The 20,011-nt window shown below is 42.4% G+C and carries 14 protein-coding genes; 7 read left to right on the top strand and 7 right to left on the bottom strand.

Annotated elements, in window-relative coordinates; genetic code table 11:
• Nucleotides 1-14 precede the first annotated feature (14 nt).
• The 4 genes from P2W82_RS06265 to P2W82_RS06250 form a co-directional block, all read right to left on the bottom strand.
• Entirely contained in the window at nucleotides 15-3,422 is a 3,408-nt protein-coding gene (locus P2W82_RS06265; RefSeq protein WP_336514994.1) for a VCBS repeat-containing protein, read from the bottom strand.
• 145 nt (nucleotides 3,423-3,567) lie between these two features.
• Complete coding sequence (locus P2W82_RS06260) at nucleotides 3,568-5,175, bottom strand: RagB/SusD family nutrient uptake outer membrane protein (RefSeq protein ID WP_336514993.1); 1,608 nt, start codon at nucleotides 5,173-5,175, stop codon at nucleotides 3,568-3,570.
• A 26-nt stretch (nucleotides 5,176-5,201) separates the two neighbouring features.
• Nucleotides 5,202-8,165: a SusC/RagA family TonB-linked outer membrane protein gene (locus P2W82_RS06255; RefSeq protein ID WP_336514992.1), complete on the bottom strand. Its 2,964-nt coding sequence runs from the start codon at nucleotides 8,163-8,165 to the stop codon at nucleotides 5,202-5,204.
• A 218-nt stretch (nucleotides 8,166-8,383) separates the two neighbouring features.
• Nucleotides 8,384-9,112 carry an NUDIX hydrolase gene (locus tag P2W82_RS06250; protein WP_336514991.1) on the bottom strand — a complete coding sequence of 243 codons (729 nt, stop codon included), beginning with the start codon at nucleotides 9,110-9,112 and terminating at the stop codon, nucleotides 8,384-8,386.
• 155 nt (nucleotides 9,113-9,267) lie between these two features.
• Here P2W82_RS06250 and ligA point away from each other — a divergent pair, with 155 nt between their 5' ends.
• From ligA to P2W82_RS06235, 3 genes are all read left to right on the top strand, one after another.
• Nucleotides 9,268-11,370 (top strand): NAD-dependent DNA ligase LigA, encoded by a 2,103-nt coding sequence (gene ligA / locus P2W82_RS06245; RefSeq protein ID WP_336514990.1) that lies wholly within the window; start codon nucleotides 9,268-9,270, stop codon nucleotides 11,368-11,370.
• A gap of 92 nt (nucleotides 11,371-11,462) precedes the next feature.
• Nucleotides 11,463-12,023, top strand: a complete 561-nt coding sequence (locus P2W82_RS06240; RefSeq protein WP_336514989.1) for an NUMOD4 domain-containing protein — start codon at nucleotides 11,463-11,465, stop codon at nucleotides 12,021-12,023.
• Nucleotides 12,024-12,152: 129 nt separating this feature from the next.
• The gene (locus P2W82_RS06235) at nucleotides 12,153-12,821 is read left to right on the top strand and encodes a DUF2461 domain-containing protein (RefSeq protein ID WP_336514988.1); all 669 of its coding nucleotides are present in this window, start codon (nucleotides 12,153-12,155) and stop codon (nucleotides 12,819-12,821) included.
• A 178-nt stretch (nucleotides 12,822-12,999) separates the two neighbouring features.
• Here the strand turns inward: P2W82_RS06235 and P2W82_RS06230 are convergent, their stop codons facing one another.
• On the bottom strand, nucleotides 13,000-14,007 hold the full coding sequence (locus tag P2W82_RS06230) for an aspartate-semialdehyde dehydrogenase (RefSeq protein WP_336514987.1): 1,008 nt from the start codon (nucleotides 14,005-14,007) through the stop codon (nucleotides 13,000-13,002).
• 252 nt (nucleotides 14,008-14,259) lie between these two features.
• Here P2W82_RS06230 and P2W82_RS06225 point away from each other — a divergent pair, with 252 nt between their 5' ends.
• Entirely contained in the window at nucleotides 14,260-15,975 is a 1,716-nt protein-coding gene (locus tag P2W82_RS06225) for a lamin tail domain-containing protein (RefSeq protein WP_336514986.1), read from the top strand.
• A 7-nt stretch (nucleotides 15,976-15,982) separates the two neighbouring features.
• Here P2W82_RS06225 and P2W82_RS06220 read toward each other — a convergent pair whose 3' ends face one another.
• The gene (locus tag P2W82_RS06220) at nucleotides 15,983-16,906 is read right to left on the bottom strand and encodes a PfkB family carbohydrate kinase (RefSeq protein WP_336514985.1); all 924 of its coding nucleotides are present in this window, start codon (nucleotides 16,904-16,906) and stop codon (nucleotides 15,983-15,985) included.
• 66 nt (nucleotides 16,907-16,972) lie between these two features.
• Here P2W82_RS06220 and P2W82_RS06215 point away from each other — a divergent pair, with 66 nt between their 5' ends.
• The 3 genes from P2W82_RS06215 to paaE all read left to right on the top strand — a co-directional run bounded on the left by P2W82_RS06215 (nucleotide 16,973) and on the right by paaE (nucleotide 19,355).
• The gene (locus P2W82_RS06215; protein WP_336514984.1) at nucleotides 16,973-17,524 is read left to right on the top strand and encodes a hypothetical protein; all 552 of its coding nucleotides are present in this window, start codon (nucleotides 16,973-16,975) and stop codon (nucleotides 17,522-17,524) included.
• Between the two features lie 139 nt (nucleotides 17,525-17,663).
• Complete coding sequence (locus tag P2W82_RS06210; protein ID WP_336514983.1) at nucleotides 17,664-18,260, top strand: TetR/AcrR family transcriptional regulator; 597 nt, start codon at nucleotides 17,664-17,666, stop codon at nucleotides 18,258-18,260.
• Between the two features lie 12 nt (nucleotides 18,261-18,272).
• Nucleotides 18,273-19,355: a 1,2-phenylacetyl-CoA epoxidase subunit PaaE gene (gene paaE / locus P2W82_RS06205; protein WP_336514982.1), complete on the top strand. Its 1,083-nt coding sequence runs from the start codon at nucleotides 18,273-18,275 to the stop codon at nucleotides 19,353-19,355.
• 11 nt (nucleotides 19,356-19,366) lie between these two features.
• Here paaE and P2W82_RS06200 read toward each other — a convergent pair whose 3' ends face one another.
• Nucleotides 19,367-19,990 carry a Yip1 family protein gene (locus tag P2W82_RS06200; RefSeq protein WP_336514981.1) on the bottom strand — a complete coding sequence of 208 codons (624 nt, stop codon included), beginning with the start codon at nucleotides 19,988-19,990 and terminating at the stop codon, nucleotides 19,367-19,369.
• Between the last annotated feature and the right edge of the window lie 21 nt (nucleotides 19,991-20,011).

Raw genomic sequence — 20,011 nt, 5'->3', positions numbered from 1 at the left:
ATTAAAGTCTTCGGTTAATAGTTTTTTATCTCGAGCAGACCATTGTTCCTGGCCACTAATATTTTCTTTTTTGTTCCTGAATGCAAAGTTTTTATATCTCTCACTGCCCCTCTGATACTGATGCCGCTGGTGTCTGCATCCACTGACCGGAAGTTTCCTTTACCGTCGCCCTTCAGCAACACACCATAGCTCCCGTCATAGATCCCTGTCTCCGGTTTGCTCTCGTAAAAATTTCCTCCCATCAGGATGTCTTTCTTTCCATCTCCATCATAGTCCATCACCTCTATCCCGTACATCACACTCAGTTGTGCCTCCGCTGGTAAGGGCTGTTTACTGTATCCTCCCCTACCATCACTCAGCATCACACAACTTCTCATTTCATAGGCCGTCAGCTCCAACGCTTCCTTCAACTGATCCTCTGTAAATATATCCTTCACCTGCTGACGCTGGTACGCCTCGTACTTCAGGTATTTCTTCTTCAGGTAGGGCAACACGTTCACCAGGTCATGTCTTAGGGCCATCGGGTAACTGGAATCTCCATTATAGCACGTTACCACCTGTTCCACACTGCCGTTCTTGTCAAAATCACTCACGTACATCTTCACCGGTTTGTTCTCTGAACATCTAAACCGGCTGTTCTCTCCATGATTGGCCAGCACCAGGTCCTCTCTCCCGTCACCGTTCACATCCGATACCTCCACACGATTCCACCAGCCGTTACTGTTCCTCAGGCCCGCTGCATCCGTCACTTCCTTCAACGTCTTGCCGCCCTCGTTGCGGAACACACGCACCGGCATGTATTCTCCCACCACCACCAGGTCCTTTCTGGTGTCTCCATCATAGTCGAACCACCTGGCATCCGTCACCATACCTGCTGTCAGCAGCGGGGCACACACTTTCTCCGTTACATCGGTGAACTTACCTCTGCCATCGTTGTTCAGTACATAACCTTTGCACGGATAACCGTAAGCAAAGGGTTTTAATCTCACACCCACAAACAGATCCTGGTCGCCATCACCGTCATAATCAGCTGCTGCTACACAACTCGCGCTCTCAAATAAGGTTGCAGAAGGAAGCAGTTGCGGGGATTTTTTCAGCTTCCCTTTTCCTTCATTGATGTACAAGCGGCTGATCAGCTGTGTCGAGTTCGGAGAAAACTCATTGCCACCGCTGCACACAAACAGATCCTGGTCGCCATCACCGTCGGCATCAAAAAACAACGCATCTGTGTCTTCACTCTCTTTATCTGCTTCCAGTATGGCTTCGTTAGTTCTTTTATAACTGCCGCCCGCCTGTTGCATATACAGTGCGCCTGCCTGGCCACGGGCTCCGCAGATGTACAGATCCTCTCTGCCATCACCATTGACATCACCTGTCGCCATTCTCGGACCTTCCGTACTCAGCATACGAAAAATCAGTTTATCACGGTTGAAGTCTACAAAATCATTCTCCTTATGTACAAAATCGATCCCTTTGCTATCAGTTGTTGCCGTGAACAGTGTCTTCATTGGTGCCGGGGGTACTGCTGAGGCGGCTGTTGCATCTTTCTCCTTTAACACCAGCAATGTATCCATCGCTACCGTCGTCAGCGTCTGCACTTTGCCGCTATTCCACTCCACTTTTACTGAATCGATCTTCCCTGTCTTACCCAATCCAAAGTTCAGCCGCGCATCCACCGTACTCTGGAACCCGCGCATCGGCATCTGCTCCTGGTAAAACTGTTTTCCTTCCCCATACACCGTAACCTTACTGCCAATACCATAACGATTTTTCCCTTCGCCTTCAAAGGACACCTTCAGATAGTGCAGCTCCCTATGCAACTCACGGCTACGGTTACGGTACACAAAACAAGGCATGTTCACATTGTTTACCACCAGGTCCAGGTCCCCGTCATTATCCAGGTCTCCATAAGCACTGCCATTACTAAAGCCAGGTGTTCCCAAACCCCAACCCGCTGCCTCATTCGTAAACGTAAGGTCACCATTGTTCCGAAACGCATAGTTCGATAACGCATTCGATGGCATCAGGTCAATCAGCTTTTTGATGCCTTCTTTTTCAGACAACAATATTTTCCTGATCTCAGCAGGATTGGCCGTAAACTGCACATAATCCTGGTCTGTCAGATCTTTAAAAATTCCATTCGCTACAAACACATCTTTATAACCATCATTATCAAAATCTGAAATTAATGCTCCCCAACTCCAGTCTGTTGCGTACACATTTGCATAACGACTTATTTCACTAAAGTAAGGAATACTGCTGCGGCCTTCCGTCTGCTGATTCCCCCGGTTTAACTGTAAGGCATTCCGCACATATTGTTTGTAATAACCGTTGCGGATTCCCGATTGATATTTATCCCAGTCTTCAAAATTGGTTTTGGTTTTCACCCGACTCTCAATGCCAGGCAACATATCTGTAACATAAATATCAGGGCGCGCATCGTTGTTAATGTCTGCGATGTCGGCGCCCATGGAATTCATGCTGAGCTCATTGATGCCGGATTCAAGCGCTTCGGTAAATCGCCCGTTTTTTTGATTTATATACAGGTAGTCCTTTTCAAAAAAGTCGTTCGAAATATAAATGTCCTGCCAGCCATCGTTGTTGAGATCACTAACGGTAACGCCCAGGCCAAAACCAATTTTACTGGAATATATCCCGGCGGCTGCAGTGATATCTGTAAAGTGATTGTCATCGTTCCGGAAAAATTTGTTTCCTCCTATGCTGTCAGGAATGTTTCGCTGATCCTTTACCAGGTCAAAATTGCCAACAGATTTAAATGAGTTATTGAGAAGATAACAATCCAGATCGCCATCCCGATCGTAGTCGAAAAAAACAGCATGGGTTGAAAGCCCCAGGTTATTTAATCCGAATTCTTTTGCTTTCTCGGAAAATGTAAGATCACCGTTATTAATGTAAAGAGCGTTGCTCCGGTTCTTCTTTGTAAAGTCGCCTGATTTGCAAATGTAGATATCGAGCAGTCCATCGCCATTGATATCAGCAAGCGTCACTCCTGTTGACCAGATTCCTTCTGAATTTAGTCCGGCTTTATCAGTAATATCTTCAAACCGGAAATTGCCTTTATTGAGATAAAGTCTGTTTGTCTGCTGATTTCCGCAGAAAAAAATATCAGCGAGACCATCGTTATTCATATCTCCAATAGCTACGCCACCCCCATTATAAAAATTCCTGAAGGTATATACGTTGAGTTCTTCCGTATAAACAACATTATTTGCAAACTGAATTCCGGTAGTTGATGGAGACTCCTTAACAAACAACTGCTGTTCAGATACAGAGGCGTCTGAATTTAACCCGGCCTGATTGTTTTTTGATTCACAGGAAATAAATCCCGTTAGGAAAGATAATATGATCAGAGCCTTCTTAGCAAGACGATAAAATAAACAGGCACTCGTATAATTCAACATGACAGGATCTCTCGTACAGCGAATCGGTAAAGTTAAGGCGCAGTGCGGGTTTACAAGTTAATTTATGCCTAAAAAACAGAAAGGAATATAAAGAAAAAGCAAGTGAAAAATCACTTGCTTTTTCTTTATGGAGCTAAAATAATTCTTAGTATCCAGGATTCTGAACCAGGTTGGGGTTAGCATTGATCTGTGTTGCAGGAATCGGGAAAAGATTCCAGTGAGTATCACCATCTGCGGCATGCCAGTCAAATGCCCTGTTAAATGTTCCAAAACGGATCATATCGGTTCTTCTTACAGTTTCAGCGAACATCTCACGACCGCGTTCTGCAAGGAAAGATTCTGCAGTCAACGAACCCAGAGGATCAACACCACCATGTGTGGTTCTGATCTGGTTAACGATTGCCAGAGTAACCGGGTCATTCCAGTTGTTATTTTTTCGTGCAACAGCTTCTGCTTTCATCAGAAGAACATCAGCATAACGATAAATTGGGAAATCGTTATCAGCGTTCTGAAGAATACCAGTGTAGAACTGATATTTACCAATCCTTGCTCCCGATTGTCTCCATGCGTTAGGGAGCAATTCATTGATATATGGAGTAAATGTGAGCGGTGGTCCATCAGGATCAGTAAGATCAGCACCACCATCCAGCAATCTTGTAGTTCCGTTTGCAGCATATTGAGGACCTACCAGGAAGTTTGATAACCTCTTATCTACTGTACCAGTCACTTTTGTTCCAAGCGGGCTCAAACCTACAACTTCGCCCTGAGGACCAGGATTCAATGCAGGGTCGATGTAAGATTTATAAAATTCTGCTGTCGTAGCAAATCCGTTCCAGGGTTGCGCATTAATTTTGTACGTATCCTGGTTAAGATAACTCAACGTCATCATCACAATATTATTCCCGCCAGCTTTAACACCATCATAAGGAACCGCCCAGATAAACTCGCTTGATCCTTTGTTATCCCTTTTGAAGTTGTCAATATAATTAGACATCAACGCGAACTTACCAGAGTTGATGATGATATCAGCAGTAGCGATAGCTTTATCCCATTCAGGTGTCCCCTTATAAACTTGGGCATTAAGATATAAACGCAGTAATGCAGCCTGTGCAGTATAATAAGTGACGCGGCTGTAGAAAGGACCATCAGCATATCCTTCTTTAGGAAGAGCATCTGCATTTTCAAGCAGTTCTTTCTCGATGAATGCATATACTTCAGCTCGTGGTTTAGTAGCTGGAGGTGCAACATTAGTGAAGTCTGTGGTGATAGGTACGTTTCCAAACAGGTCTATAAGCCATAGATAGTATATGGCACGTAGCGCCTTTAATTCTGAAACATAAGCTGGAGCATTCGGTGAAGTACTTTCAGACACCGCAACCAGCAGTTTGTTACAGTTCGTTACGCCGGAAAATCCAAAGTTCCAGCTGTTGATGATCATTGGATCATCAATTTTATATGCGTGCTGCTTCAAACGAACCCAGTGACCACCATCACCCCAGTCAGCACCACGCTGTGGAACAACAATTTCATCTGACGGAACTTCCTGAACAGAAAAAATGTTTCCGTTTCCGAGTAAACCATATAGGTTATTGTAAGCTGCCCCTACAGCTGAAGCTAACTCTGCATCTGTTTTATAAAAATTAGCTGAGGTAACAGTATCATAAAGCAATTCCGTTTCATCCAGTTTAGTACAGGAAAGCGTGAAGCAAACGGAAGCTGCTACGGACGCTGTTATTAATTTATTCAGTTTCATATTTACTGAAATTTATTTAGTTGAGATTAGAGACCAATGTTAAGACCAAAAGTGAAAATCCTCGACATTACCCAGGTTTCCCTTCTGTCAATACCAGGAGCAAGAACGTTTGATCCATCCTGATATCTAACTTCAGGATCCACACCAGTATATTCAGTGATCATGAACAGGTTCTGACCAGTCACATACAATCTGAGATTACGAACATAGCTGGAGAAATTACTTCCCTGGCGAATCGGCAAATTGTAACCAATTGTTGCATTATCCAATTTGGCAAATGAACCCTTTTCTACGTGCAGACTGCTGTAAATCTGAGCATCAGTTATCGCAGGATTGAAGTACTTGGAATTAATAACATTATAGCTGGTTGCCACATTCGGGTTTTCATAAAACGCCCTGAACGTGTTAATCATTTCGTGGCCGATTGCACCACGGAAGAAGAAGCTAAGATCCCAATTTTTGTACTTGAAGCTGTTTGTCCAGCCAAACTCGAAATCAGGTAAACCATTTCCGATGAACTGGCGTACGGCACCGCTATCTGCTCTAACTGGCTTTCCGTTAGCATCAGCGAACAGGTATTTTCCGCGTGGATCCACTTCAATGAATTTATATCCCCAGAGATTACCAATCGGTTCACCTTCATAGTTTCGGTTCAACTCAGTAGCTTCCTGACCAGGAGTACCAAGGTTAGTAGAACCCACATAGGCACCTTTCAGTGATTCGTTTAACTCTTTAAGAAATACATTGTACGTAGTATATACCAGGCCGGTTGTCCAGGTGAAATCCTGACGTCTGAAAACGTCATAATTCAGTGACAACTCAATTCCATGGTTATCCAGTATTCCGATGTTCTGCCATGTATTGTTGAAGAGGTTTGGCGGAGAAGGTACTCCAACGTTGAAGATCAGATCTTTTGTTTGACGATTGTAGTAATCGAAGCTACCATTAAGGCGGTTGCTAAACAATGAGAAATCCAATCCGAAGTCAAGCTCTGTTTTTCTTTCCCAACCAAGGTTCGGATTTGGATTTACGAACCCTGCATAAGGGAAAAGATAGTTGTTGTTCCCGGCATAATAAGAACCGGTCTGTTGCAATCTATCCATTGAAAGGTATGGACTTGGAGGAAGCGCACCTGTTTGTCCATAGCTGGCTCTGAATTTCAACGAGTTGATGAAATCCAGATCAATTATGCGTTTCAGGTCGATACCTGCACTTACCGCTGGGAAATCACCCCATTGGTTTTCCTTACCAAACATGGTGGAACCTTCATGCCTTAAGCTCGCAGAAAGGAAGATGAAGTCATCCCAGTTCAGGTTAACACGACCAAAGAATGCGATAAGTCTGTTTGCATTTTTATAAGAACCGATTGATGCCAGACCATTACGTGTGTCAACCGCTGCACCAAAGTTGTAGCTTGATGCATCAGTGATGAAATCACCAGCACCTACGTTATGACCCTGGTAATCAAATTGCTGCCATGAATAACCGGCAACCGCATCGAGACCAAGCTTGCCGAATCTTTTGTTGTAAGAAAGAGTTGACTCAAACAACCTGTTGAAAGACTCGTTGAAGTTTCTATATGAATAACCGCGACGTGCATAACCGGTAACCCCGTTTGCAAAACCACGGGAAATGAATGCTGTTCTTGGAGAATACTGCTCGTTGATATTATTATTATCCTGTTGACCGTAACGTGCGAGCCATTTTAAACCTTTAATGATTTCCAACTCAGCAGATCCTTGCAGGAAATACCTGAGGTTTCTTGTTTTGTTGGTGTTCTGTTTCAACATAGCCACCGGATTTGAATAATCCACGAAGTTGGCTTCGTAGTATCCGCCACCAGTAATGTTGAACAGAGGGTCATTAGTATAAACGGGAGCAGTCGGGTTATAAATGGTAGCATATTTAAATGCATCAGCGTAACCATTTTTATTTTCCCTTTTTGTTCCGTTCATGTCCAGGGTTAAAACTAACCTGTTTTTGAGCGCTTTGTGCGTGATGTTGGCACGACCGTTGAACTGCTGGAAACCAGTTTCAATAGCAACGCCTTCCTGGTTACGGTAGTTGAATGAAACACTGTAAGTAGTCTGTGAGTTACCGCCAGTAAAACCAATATTATGTGTAGTAGCTACAGCTGTACGGGTAATTTCATCGTTCCAGTCTGTTGAAGCACCATAATCAGTTCCTTTGCCAAGAGCTCTGAATTCAGCAGCAGTCATATGCGGTGTGAACCTGAATGGATCTTCGATACTTACAGAACCTGAATAGTTCAATTGTGAAGTACCTGCGCGACCTTTTTTAGATGTTACAATGATAACACCTGCGGATCCACGTGTACCGTAGATAGCCGCGGCAGAACCATCTTTCAACACCTCGATGTTCGCGATGTCGTTTGGATCGATGGTGTTCAGATCAGCACCCACCTGGCCATCAACTACAACCAGTGGCTGTGAGTTTGGTCCGATGGTTGACAAACCGCGCAAACGAAGAGTATAACCTCCGTTGGGGTTGCTACCTGCTTTAGAAATGGAAAGACCTGCAACCTTACCTTGCAGCAACTGAGCAACATCAGCGATGTTACCTTTATTGAATCCTTCCGGACTAATTTTTGTAATTGCGCTGGTTACCTCCCTTCTGCGCTGCGTTCCATAACCAGTAACCACAACCTCATTCAGGTTAGAACCACCCTGCACAAGGGAAATTCCCATAGTGCCTGTAGTAATTGCTATCTCCTGGGTTACAAAGCCCACAGACGATATCACTAATGTTGTTGCTGTTGAAGGAACCGAGAGAGTAAAAGTTCCGTCTGCACCGGTGGAAGTACCCACATTGGTACCCTTTGCTGTCACAGAAGCACCAGCTACCGGAGTGTTGTCTTTACTATCGACAACCCTACCAGTTACGGTTTTATCCTGTGCTGAAGCAGTGAGAAATGAAAAAATGAGAAGACAAGGAAATACGATCGCTCGTAGCATAGTTTTGGCAGTCATAACAATCGTTTAGTTGGTTAAGATCGGGCTAAATTATGTAGTTTTTACATAAACCCAAAAAAATATTAACAGAAAATTAGTAAGACACAGCTGCAAAATCGTGTTATATCTAAGCTAAAACGTTTAATCCAAAATGAGGCATCAAATCCTTTCGTTCGAAAGAGACATTTTAAAATTTAAATCTGCTGCATAATTATATTTCGTCTTGACATTTTAATTCAGAAATCAATTCCTACAAAATGCTTTTTCTTCATTTCAGCATAATGGGCATGATTAAAGGAATACAGTTTACCTGGCCGGTGAGGAACATTGGCCTCCATTTCATCGAGATCGGTCAACAGGTTGGTAGTAAATAATTTCTTTCTGAAATTTCTCCTGTCCAATTCTACATTCAGAATCGTTTCATATAATAACTGCAATTCGCGCAATGAAAACTTATTTGCCAGCAGGTTAAAAATAATCGGCTCTTCCTGTATTTTTTTCTGCAGTGTAGCATAACAGGCATCCAGAATTTTCTTATGATCAAATGCCATCGTCGCAATGTCTTTCAACGGATGCCAGTGCAGGTCATTATTTAAAAGTTTGAGCTGATGATCGCGTATGTTCAATAAAGAATAATAGGCAGTGGTAATTACACGCCCGGCAGGATGACGTTTTACATCTCCGAAAGTGTGTACCTGTTCAAGAAATACATTTTCAAGACCTGTTCGCTCACGCAGAATGCGGTAAGAAGCTTTATCCAGATCTTCATCCGGAAGTACAAGATCTCCGAGTAAGGACCATCGGTCTTTAAATTCCGGCAGATCGCAATTGATTAACAACACCTTGAGCATGTTGTTCTCATATCCAAAAATCACGCAGTCTACAGACACTGCAAATTGAAATCTGGATTCCAGTTGAACCGGAGAGGTATTGATATTAGGTGCTGTTCCGCCGACTAATGTCATACGGCAATCGTTTAAGTTGGCTAAATCGTGCGCTGGTGTCGCTTCAAATGTAGAAAAAAAACCACGAGCCCCAATTTTAGTTTAGCCGTGACTGTCCGACTTTAATCAGTGGATGTGGTACTATCTTTATTCTGCCTTAATACATAATTCAAGCCATGTATACTATAGAACAAACAAAGAAATACCAGGCCGAAACCGTTGAATTACTTAAAACTGCAGGGAAAAAAATTTCAGCAAAAGAATTACAGCATCTGAAGGAAGTACTGCGCTTCCATGAGCACAGGTACTACATTCTCAGTGACCCTTTGATTTCAGATTTCGAATATGATCAGCTATTCAAAACGCTGGAACGAACCGAAGCCGAACATCCTGATTGGATAACAGCTGACTCTCCCACACAGCGCGTTGCTGCAGGTATTACAACCAATTTTGTAACTGTTGAACACCTGGTCCCGATGCTGTCTTTGGAGAACAGTTACAATGCAGATGATCTTTTAGATTGGGATCGCAAGGCACGTGAGCTTTCTAAATTAACTGAAGTCGAATATTGTGTCGAGCCGAAATTTGATGGAGCCAGTATTTCATTGATATACGAAAATGATTTATTTACCCGTGGAGCAACCCGCGGTGATGGTGTTCATGGTGAATTGATCACTACCAACCTGAAACAGATCAGGTCGATTCCTTTGTCAGCAGCTTTTTCACGCTATGGTATTCAACAGATTGAAATCAGGGGGGAGGTATTGATCAACAAAGACAATTTCAAAAAATTCAATGAAAAACTGGCTGAACAAAATTTGCCGCCGCTGGCCAACCCACGAAATGCAGCTTCGGGTACCCTTCGCATTAAGGATCCGAAAGAAGTCGGTAAAAGAAACCTGGAGGCCTTCCTTTATCACGTAAGCGATTACTCGCTGATTTCCGGCAAAAAGGCTGATACTGCACTTCAATCACATGCCGGTTGCCTGCAGATGCTTTGGGACCTTGGATTTCGCAGTCCGGTTAAAGAGAAAAAAGTCATTAAGGGAATCCAGGGTGTTATTGATTATTGTATCGATTATGAGGCTGAAAGAGACAAACTGCCATATGAAATTGATGGAATGGTGATTAAAGTGAATGACATCAACATTCAGGACCGGCTGGGAATGACCACTCATCACCCCCGCTGGGCAATTGCTTACAAGTTTAAAGCAAGACAGGCCACCAGTATTTTGAAGAATGTAGAATTTCAGGTAGGCCGAACCGGGAGTATCACTCCTGTTGCAAAAATTGAGCCCGTACCTATCGGTGGCGTAACAGTGGGATCGATTTCTCTCCATAACGAAGATTTTATCCGTGAAAAAGACATACGCATTGGCGATAGTGTTCTTGTGGAACGGGCTGGTGATGTTATCCCATATATCGTAAAATCCCTACCCGAATTGAGAAAGAATAATGTAAAACCTATCGTTTTTCCAACGAACTGTCCTGTTTGCGGAGATAAACTGTATAAGCCTGAAGGCGAAGCCGTGTGGCGTTGCCCGAATATGAACTGTAAGGCACAGGTCGTGGAAAGGATTATACATTTTACAAGTAAGGATGCGATGGATATCCGCGGACTGGGCGAAGCCAATATTAGAAATTTTTTCGAACTGGGATGGCTAACTGACGTTCCCTCCATCTATACTTTACCGTATGATCAGATGGCAAAGCTTGAAGGTATGGGAGCTAAATCGGTTAATAACCTGAAGGAAGCCATCGAAAAATCAAAGTCACAACCGGTACACAGACTGATCAACGCACTCGGAATCCGTTATGTTGGCGAAACAACTGCTAAAGTGCTTGCACGGACCGTGACACATTTATCCGACCTGCGCGACTATTCAATAGAAAATCTTTTACAAATCGAGGATGTTGGCGCTAAAGTTGCTGAAAGTATATATCAGTTCTTTCATAATCCGGACAACATAAAAATGATCGAAAGGCTTGAAGCACTTGGGCTCACGCTCAAAAGATCAGGAATTTCAGAAATAACCGGCAACCTGAGCAACCTTACTTTTCTTTTTACAGGTACGCTAACAAAACTGAAACGTACAGCTGCAGAAGAGCTTGTAGAAAAAAATGGTGGCAAGTTGCTTTCAGGCGTTAGTAGCAAACTGAATTACCTTGTGGTTGGGGATGATGCTGGTTCTAAATTGGAAAAAGCACGTAAAATTCCTTCAATCAATATTATCGACGAAGACGCTTTTATTAAAATGACCGGTTATGGCATACTGTGAGGTTGGAAACAATAAAACAGTTCATGCGTTTAAAAAAATATTGAGCTTTTGAAATTCAATTTTAGTAAATTAGAAATCTAAATTCTTTTCTTATGATTAAAAAATTAACCGGTGAAGTATGGAAATCGCTGCAGTTCCCGGGATGGAAGGAACTCAGAAAAAAATACGCCGTGTCTAATCAAGGCCGCGTTGCCAGTTACACCAACGATATAGTTGAAGATGGCAAACTCCTGAACGGATCACTCACCACCGGGTACAGGAGCCTGAACCTGCATCGTCCTAATAGTAAAGGCACCATTTATATTCACAGGGAAGTTGCCAAATTATTTCATAAGAAAGCATCTCCTAAATTCAAATACGTAGTTCACATCAATCATAATAAACTGGACAACCGCGCCGCAAATCTTAAATGGGCAAGCCAGGAAGAAGTTTCTGATCATCAGCAAAAATCTCCTGCAAAAATTGCTTATAAAAAAGTACAGGCATCCAGGACAACAGGTTTGAAATTGAATGCGAACCAGGTAAAAACGATAAAAAAACTGCTTGGTGATCCAAAAAGAAAACTGACCTATAAACAAATGGCAGAAAAATACGGAGTCAGTGAAATGACCCTTTACAGGATCAAAAGTGGTGAAAACTGGAGCCGTATCTAAAGTCTGAGCTATAGCTATTTTTTACTTATAAAGAAAGGCTGCTAACATCAAACTATAACCGAAAGAAACCCCGGTTGTTTGTGAGGGAATAGTATTAGCAGATCACAACTGTCTTGCCAAACTCCACAGATGCTTCAAACATCTTCCATTCGCTTTCTGAAAGAATTAAAAAAGAATAACAACAAATCCTGGTTTGATGCTCATCGTCCTGCATATGAAGCTGCAAGGAAAGATTTCGAATTGTTTATTCAACAATTAATTGATTTAACCGGCAAAAAAGATCCGGAATTAGCGGGAATCAAAGCAAAAGAATGCCTGTTTCGCATCAACAGGGATGTTCGATTTTCGAAAGATAAATCGCCCTACAAATCAAATTTTGGCGCATCTATCAACCGGGGTGGAAAGAAATCGATTTTCGGAGGGTACTATTTCCATTTTGAGCCGGGAAACTCTTTTATCGGTGGTGGACTGTGGGCACCCATGCCACAGGAATTGCAGAAAGTAAGACAGGAAATTGATTATTGCTTCGATGAGTTCAGCAAGCTTGTCAATGCAAAAAAGTTTAAGGATGTTTATAACGGGTTAGACTTTTCATCCGAATCATCCTTATCGCGTGTCCCTCGTGGTTATGAACCGGATAATCCCGCAGCAAAATATATCAAGCTGAAAAATTTTATTGCCATGAGGAAAGTTTCCGATAAAGAACTTCAATCACCTGAACTTTTAAAAGAATCAGCAAATACATTGCTCACGCTCACGCCGGTCATAAAGTTTATAAATCGCGCAATTGAACACTGACGTTGGTAAGTGTTAAGTTATAGGTTTTAAGGTAATTCATTGGGTGGCCAGAGTTCGATGGTTATCAAACGGACTGAAGTCAGGGTGCCGCACCAATTCGCGATTTTGAATAAAATTACAAATACAAAATGCCTGAATTTGCCAGGCATTTTGTTTATTATTCTACTACCACGATTTTTTACAAAAGGTTTTTTTCCTGCAGATATTCAGCGATCTGCACTGCATTTGTTGCGGCACCTTTGCGAAGATTATCAGACACAATCCACATGTTTAATGTATTCGGTTGTGTTTCGTCCCTTCTTAAACGACCAACAAAAACCTCATCACGTTCGTGTGCATCTTTCGGCATAGGATATTGCTGAGTCGCTGTGTCATCCACCAGTACTACACCTGCAGTGGCCGATAATATTTTTCTCACTTCAGCAAGATCGAAATCTTTTTCAAATTCCACGTTAACGCTTTCACTATGTCCACCCATCACAGGAATACGGACAGTAGTTGCGGTCACGCGGATACTATCATCACCCATGATCTTTCTGGTTTCATTCACCATCTTCATTTCTTCTTTGGTATATCCATTATCAAGAAATACATCGATTTGTGGAATGGCATTGAGATCAATCGGATATTTATAGGCCATCGGGTAATCTCCGGAGGATCCATTCATAGCCTTTCCGCGCTCGCCCATCAACTGATCAACTGCTTTCTTGCCAGTACCCGTTACACTCTGGTAAGTGGAAACCACGATTCTTTTGATCTTATATCTTTTATGAAGATCATTCAAAGCCACTACCATCTGAATAGTGGAGCAGTTTGGATTTGCGATGATTTTATCCTCAGCGGTAAGTACATGCGCATTGATTTCCGGTACAACCAGTTTCTTGGTTGGATCCATTCTCCATGCCGATGAATTATCGATTACTGTAATTCCTGCTTCCGCAAATTTAGGGGCCTGCTCGAGGGAAGTACTTCCACCCGCAGAAAATATCGCAACATCCGGTTTCAATGCAATGGCATCAATTGCAGTTACTACCTTATATGCCTTCCCTTTGAACTCCACTTCCTTACCTACTGATCTTTCAGAAGCCACCGGGATCAGTTCATCCACAGGGAAATTTCTTTCCGCGAGAACCTGTAACATTTTTGTGCCTACCAGGCCTGTAGCACCTACAACTGCAACTTTCATGATTTTTTTGTTTGTCTCCTTCCGGAGTTTTTGGTTTTTGGTTAATAAAAAAGCCTCCCGTTTCAGGAAGGCTTAAATATATTCTGTACATACAAATATTCTCAACCTTCCTCCGTCAGGAAAAGCTTGGTCTTCTTTGTATGTTTCTTATTGTTAAACATTGGAGAGCAAAAATAAAAGGGAAAGTTTTTTCTTCCAAATAATTGTTGTTTTTCCCCTTCTCAGCTATGTCAGTGAAGTTAATTTTATTCCATGAAGGCCTGGATACCGGTGATGTTTTGTCTTATTGGATGGAGTTCTGCGGATGCACAACCTGTAAAAATCTATGATATTGTTATTACCGAGCTCCTCGCCGATCCAAATCCTTCTGTTGGTCTTCCCGAGGCCGAATTCATAGAAATAAAAAACAATTCCAACGATACAATCATTCTCCTTGGATGGATTATCAGCGACGGGAATAGCCGCGGACGCATAACCGAAAATATCGGATTGCCGCCGGATAGTTTTCTTATTATATGTTCAAATGCTTATAAAACTGCTTTTGAAAAATTTGGTACTACCGCTGGCATCAGTGGATTTCCCTCGCTGGATAACCGCAAAGATCAGCTTATGCTTTTTGCGGCTGACGGAAGGCTCATACATGGAATCGAGTATAATATTGACAGTTTTCCTGACCCTGTGAAAGTAAACGGAGGCTGGTCGCTGGAAATGATGGATGAAAGTAAACCTTGCAGCGGCTGGAAGAACTGGCGATTCAGTGTCTCGCCGGTTGGCGGTACACCTGGCAAAAAGAATGCAATAACTTCTTCTTTCATTGATGAAGTCCCATTGTCAATTATTTCCAGCTTTGCAACAGACAGTCTTCACATTGTAGTGGTATTTAATAAATCTGTCGATAGCGCTATGATTACGCTGGAAAACGACGTATTTACTATTGATAACGGCATCGGGCAACCGCAGCAGATAACGGTTCAGCCTCCGCTTTTTAATACAGCAGTGCTTCTGTTGTCTGAACCGTTGATGCCGGATCATGTATTTACCCTATCAGCTTCGTCCATTCCCGATTGTTATGGATCACGCAACAATCTCACACTGGAGATAAAAACGGGATTTGCAGGTAAATCATATGAAGGACTTATTATAAACGAAATACTTTTTAATCCACGGCCATCAGGAATCGATTTTGTTGAAATCTATAATGCAGGAAATAGTATAATTGATTTAAACAACCTATTAGCGGCAGGACGTAACAATACAGGTGAAATCACCGGCATGGTGAGTTTGAGCAATCAGCATCAGTTGATTTTTCCGGGCGATTACTATTTGGTATCGGAAGATTTCATGATCGTCAGCAAGGAGTATGAGATCAGAAAAAATGTTGCATTTCTTAATGTTGATAACCTGCCTTCGTGGCCGGATGATAAAGGCTCAGTTATACTTTTAAATAATTCAGGTGATGTGATCGACGAATTCTCCTATTCAGAAAAAATGCACTATCCATTAGTGAATGATCCGGAAGGTGTATCGCTGGAAAGAATAGATCCGTTTGCAAAAACACAGGATGCATCTAACTGGATGTCTGCAGCAAGTGATGCAGGTTATGCTACTCCAGGCAGAAAAAACTCACAGTTCAAAAGACATATTCCATCAGAAGATGAATTCTCTACTGATCTGAAAATATTTTCTCCCGACAATGATGGGCATGATGATCAGTTAACTATCAGCTATAAGCTGGATAAACCAGGGTATAATTGCAGTATCAGTATATTTAACCAGGCTGGTTTCCTGGTGAACAACCTTGTAAAAAATCAGGTGTGCGGCACTGAAGGCTACTTTCGCTGGAACGGCCTCAACGACAGAAATCAGCTGTTACTTAGCGGAATTTATTACCTGGTCATCGATCTGTTCCACCTGGATGGGAAAAGAAAAATAATCCGTAAAGCTGCTGTATTAGTGTATCGGAACTGAGCTCAGGTTAAACCAGTTCGATATCAAAATTTACAAGCTCAACAAACTGTTGTATACGAATATCAACTTCTTCTTTGCTGATCTCACGAAGCCTGGTAGTTCCGAATTTTTCGACACAGAAAGATGCCATCGCAGAACCTACAATGATTGCAGTCTTCATGTTTTCAAAAGAAATATCCCGAGTGCGTGCGATATGCCCAATAAAACCCCCGGCAAATGTGTCGCCGGCTCCCGTTGGATCAAATACATCTTCGAGTGGCAGTGCCGGAGCATAAAAAACCTGGTCGCCATAAAACAGCAACGCGCCATGTTCACCTTTTTTTATCACCAGGTATTTCGGACCCATTTTCATGATCTCACGCGCTGCCTTCACCAATGAATATTGAGCACTGAGCTGGCGGGCTTCACTGTCATTAACAAGAAGTACATCGACATCTTTTATAACAGCTTCCAGTTCAGGCATCGCGATTTCCATCCAGAAATTCATCGTATCCATCACGATGAGTTTTGGCCTTTTCTTCAGTTGTTTGATAACACTATGCTGAACCGCCGGAGCCAGATTACCCAACATGAGGAACTCGCTGTCACCATATGATTCAGGCACTACCGGATTGAAATCAGCCAATACATTCAGTTCGGTCGTGAGTGTTTCCCTGGAATTCATATCCATATCGTACTTCCCGGCCCAGAAAAAAGATTTCTGGTCTTTTTTTATCTGCACCCCTTCCAGATCTACGCCCCTGTCAGCCAGTAATTTCAGCTCTGATTCGGGAAAATCACCACCGACAACGGAAATCTGTTGAACAGGTTTAACAAAATTTGAGGCACTCCAGGCTATATAAGTGGCCGCACCACCAACGATTTTGTTACTTTTTCCGAAGGGAGTTTCGATAGAATCAAAGGCCATTGAACCGACAACGATAAGCGACATGTGCGTTTTTTTTTAACTTTGCAAAGGTAGTCGGAAATTGTAATTTTCCGTAGAAATATTACCCTGATGAAACGTGTTTTGTGCATTTTATTTTTTTGTAGTTGTGCTCCATTTTTAAATGCGCAAACTGATTCTGTTACGCTTGCTTCCAACATCAGGACTGCTGCTGATTCAATGCTTCAATCATTCAGGGATCAAGATTTTATTGGGTTTGTCAAATACAACAATACCAATCTGGTTGCCATGATGGGTGGTGAAAATGAATTTGCATCTTATCTCCGCCAGGAAATGGATGCGTTGAAAGGTGTGGAATTCAGCCAGATGAAAGCAGGATCTGTAATAAGACTGATCACAAAAGCGAGTCCGATGCAATGTGTTGTTGAACAATTCAGCGAACTCAAAATCAATGGACAGCCAGTCAGTTCAGTTTCTCATCTTGTTGGGGTTTCCAGTGATGGCGGAAAGACCTGGCGCTTTGCTGATGCCAACACAGCTTCAGAAGAAGAAATAAAAAGCATCATACCCAATCTCAGTCCATTAATTGTCATCCCCAAAAAGCAACAGAAGTCCGGAGTGGATCTCACTACACTACTGAAATCTTATCGACCAGTTTATTGAGGCGTTATCCGTTTTTCGTTATTCGTTGTTCGTTGTTCGTATTTCGTTTTGTTCCGAAGGCTGTTTCGATGAACGAAGAACGATGAACGAACAACGTCACTAACAGCTGTTAGCTTTATTTTGTAGTTTCGCAGCAGGTATGGCAAGAATCAGGAGTAAAAAAAATAGTTCGAGGAAAGAGCTGATCACGTTGGCGGCAGCCAGGCTTTTTCGTGAGAAAGGATTTTCCGCTACCGGTATGCGTGATCTGGCGGGTGATGTAGGAGTTGAAGCTGCCAGTCTCTACAACCATATCAGCTCAAAGGCTGAATTGCTCCAGGAAATCTGTTTCAGAATTGCCAATACATTTACGACACAACTCAACGAACTGGAAGCAAACGACACGATGTCCAGCATTGAAAAAATAGAACAGGTGATCCGGTTTCATATCCGCATGTGGGTCGATCGCATTGATGAAGTGCTCGTCGCGAATAATGAAAGTAAATACCTCGACGAACCTTATCTCACGACTTTCTACAATGAAAGAAGAATTTATGTACGTCGCCTCGAAATGATTATTGAAGACGGCATTAAGAAAAAGCAGATCCGAAAAATTCAGCCTTATGCCGTTGTTCTGCTCCTGCTTAGTGCGGTGCGGGGGATTGAGTTCTGGCATCGTACAAAGAAAAATATCAGCGCCGCTGAACTGGAGGACAGTATGGTTGTGAATATCATCAATGGCCTTGCAGCACAATAAGATCCTTTACCTATGGCAGTTCATTTCCATCCGCTTACGATCAGGGATATCCGAAAAGAAACTCCGGATTGCATTTCTGTCGAGTTCGAAATTCCAGAACACCTCAAGGATCAGTTCGCATTTATTCATGGTCAGAACCTGACCCTCCGTAAAACAATTGATGGCACAGAACTTCGCCGGTCATATTCGATTTGTACGAGCCCGCATGAGAAAAGCCTGAGGATAGCAATTAAGAAAGCTGAATCAGGAAAATTTTCCGGATTTGCAAACGAGTTCTTCAGGGTCGGAGACCAGGTGGACGTAATGACGCCCACCGGAAGTTTTCATACGGTGCTAAATAAAGCTCAGAAAAAACATTATCTCGCTTTTGCATCTGGGAGTGGTATCACACCCATCATTTCCATTCTCAAGGCAATATTGTTTTTTGAACCGGAAAGTGAGTTCACTTTAGTATATGGTAACCGAAACCGCAATTCGATCATATTTCGGGAGGAGTTGGAAAACCTGAAAAATCAGTACATGACTCGTTTCAGGTTGATTCATATTCTAAGTCGGGAAGAAGCGGAACTTCCACTATTTTCAGGAAGGATCGATGCTGAAAAATGCATCCAGCTTTTTAAAAAATTGATCAATATCCGAACAATAGATGAATTTTTTATTTGCGGACCTGAGCAAATGATCCGTTCAGTGAATGGTTTTTTGTCTGAACAGGGTGTCGAAGAAAAAAAAGTTCATTTTGAATTGTTCACCACTCCGGGAGAGCAACAGCTTACTTCAAAAAAAGATAGTTCTTCTGTTTCAACTTCAGGTGAGCAGGCAAAAGTCACCATAATGCTGGATGGCAAAGCATCCTCATTCACACTCAATTATTATGGTGATTCCATCCTGAATGCTGCTCTTCACCAGGGAATGGATCTGCCTTATGCATGCAAGGGAGGAATATGCAGCAGTTGCAAAGCAAAACTCCTTATCGGCGAAGTAGAAATGGAAGCAAATTATGCATTAGGAAAAGATGAGTTGACTCAGGGTTTTATCCTAACCTGCCAGAGTCATCCACGAAGTCCGGACTTGTTTATCAATTTTGATGATCGTTGATATTGACCATCTCATTTTCCCCTGTTCAGATTTCTGAACTCTTCAACATTACTCGCATAAGGATCTCCAAAAAATTGTTCGAGTACACTGCCCACTCCAATTTGTATCAACCATGAAAGAATAATAATCAGCAAAGCGGAAACAAGCATGTAAATGATGCGCTTATCTGCAGGCGTTTTTTTAAGAACAGGCAGACCTTTATAAAACAGGTACACTCCATATAATCCCAGTAAACCTAAAAATCCCAGAAAAGGATAAAACAGCAATAAAGCAGTAATCCATGATGGGACTGATGAATATGCGATCAGTTGTGCTGACTTAATAAGGTTTCGCTCCGAATGGAATACCGGTGCCAGCATATCGATAGCATAGGTGCAGGCGAAGAATACAATAGTACCTGTAATTAAATATCTCAAACCAAACCATAACCCCCAGTTGATTCCCTTTATCTTAAGGATGAAGGTGTCCAGTCCCACAATTCCGTACCCAATAAAAATCGCGACCGATCCCAATAATAAAAAAGGCAGGACAAGCCGGAAGAAAATTGATGCTATAGCTCTGTTATCAGCCTCAATTTCCCTCCATGCGGCGACCGGCCTCGTGAGCAATCGTATGATTCTTGAAAATTCGTTCATAACAGTAACCTAAGTATAAGG

This window comes from Pollutibacter soli, assembly GCA_029269725.1.
In the GTDB taxonomy this organism is placed as follows: Bacteria; Bacteroidota; Bacteroidia; order Chitinophagales; family Chitinophagaceae; genus Pollutibacter; species Pollutibacter soli.
This window is presented reverse-complemented; position numbering and strand designations above follow the sequence as displayed.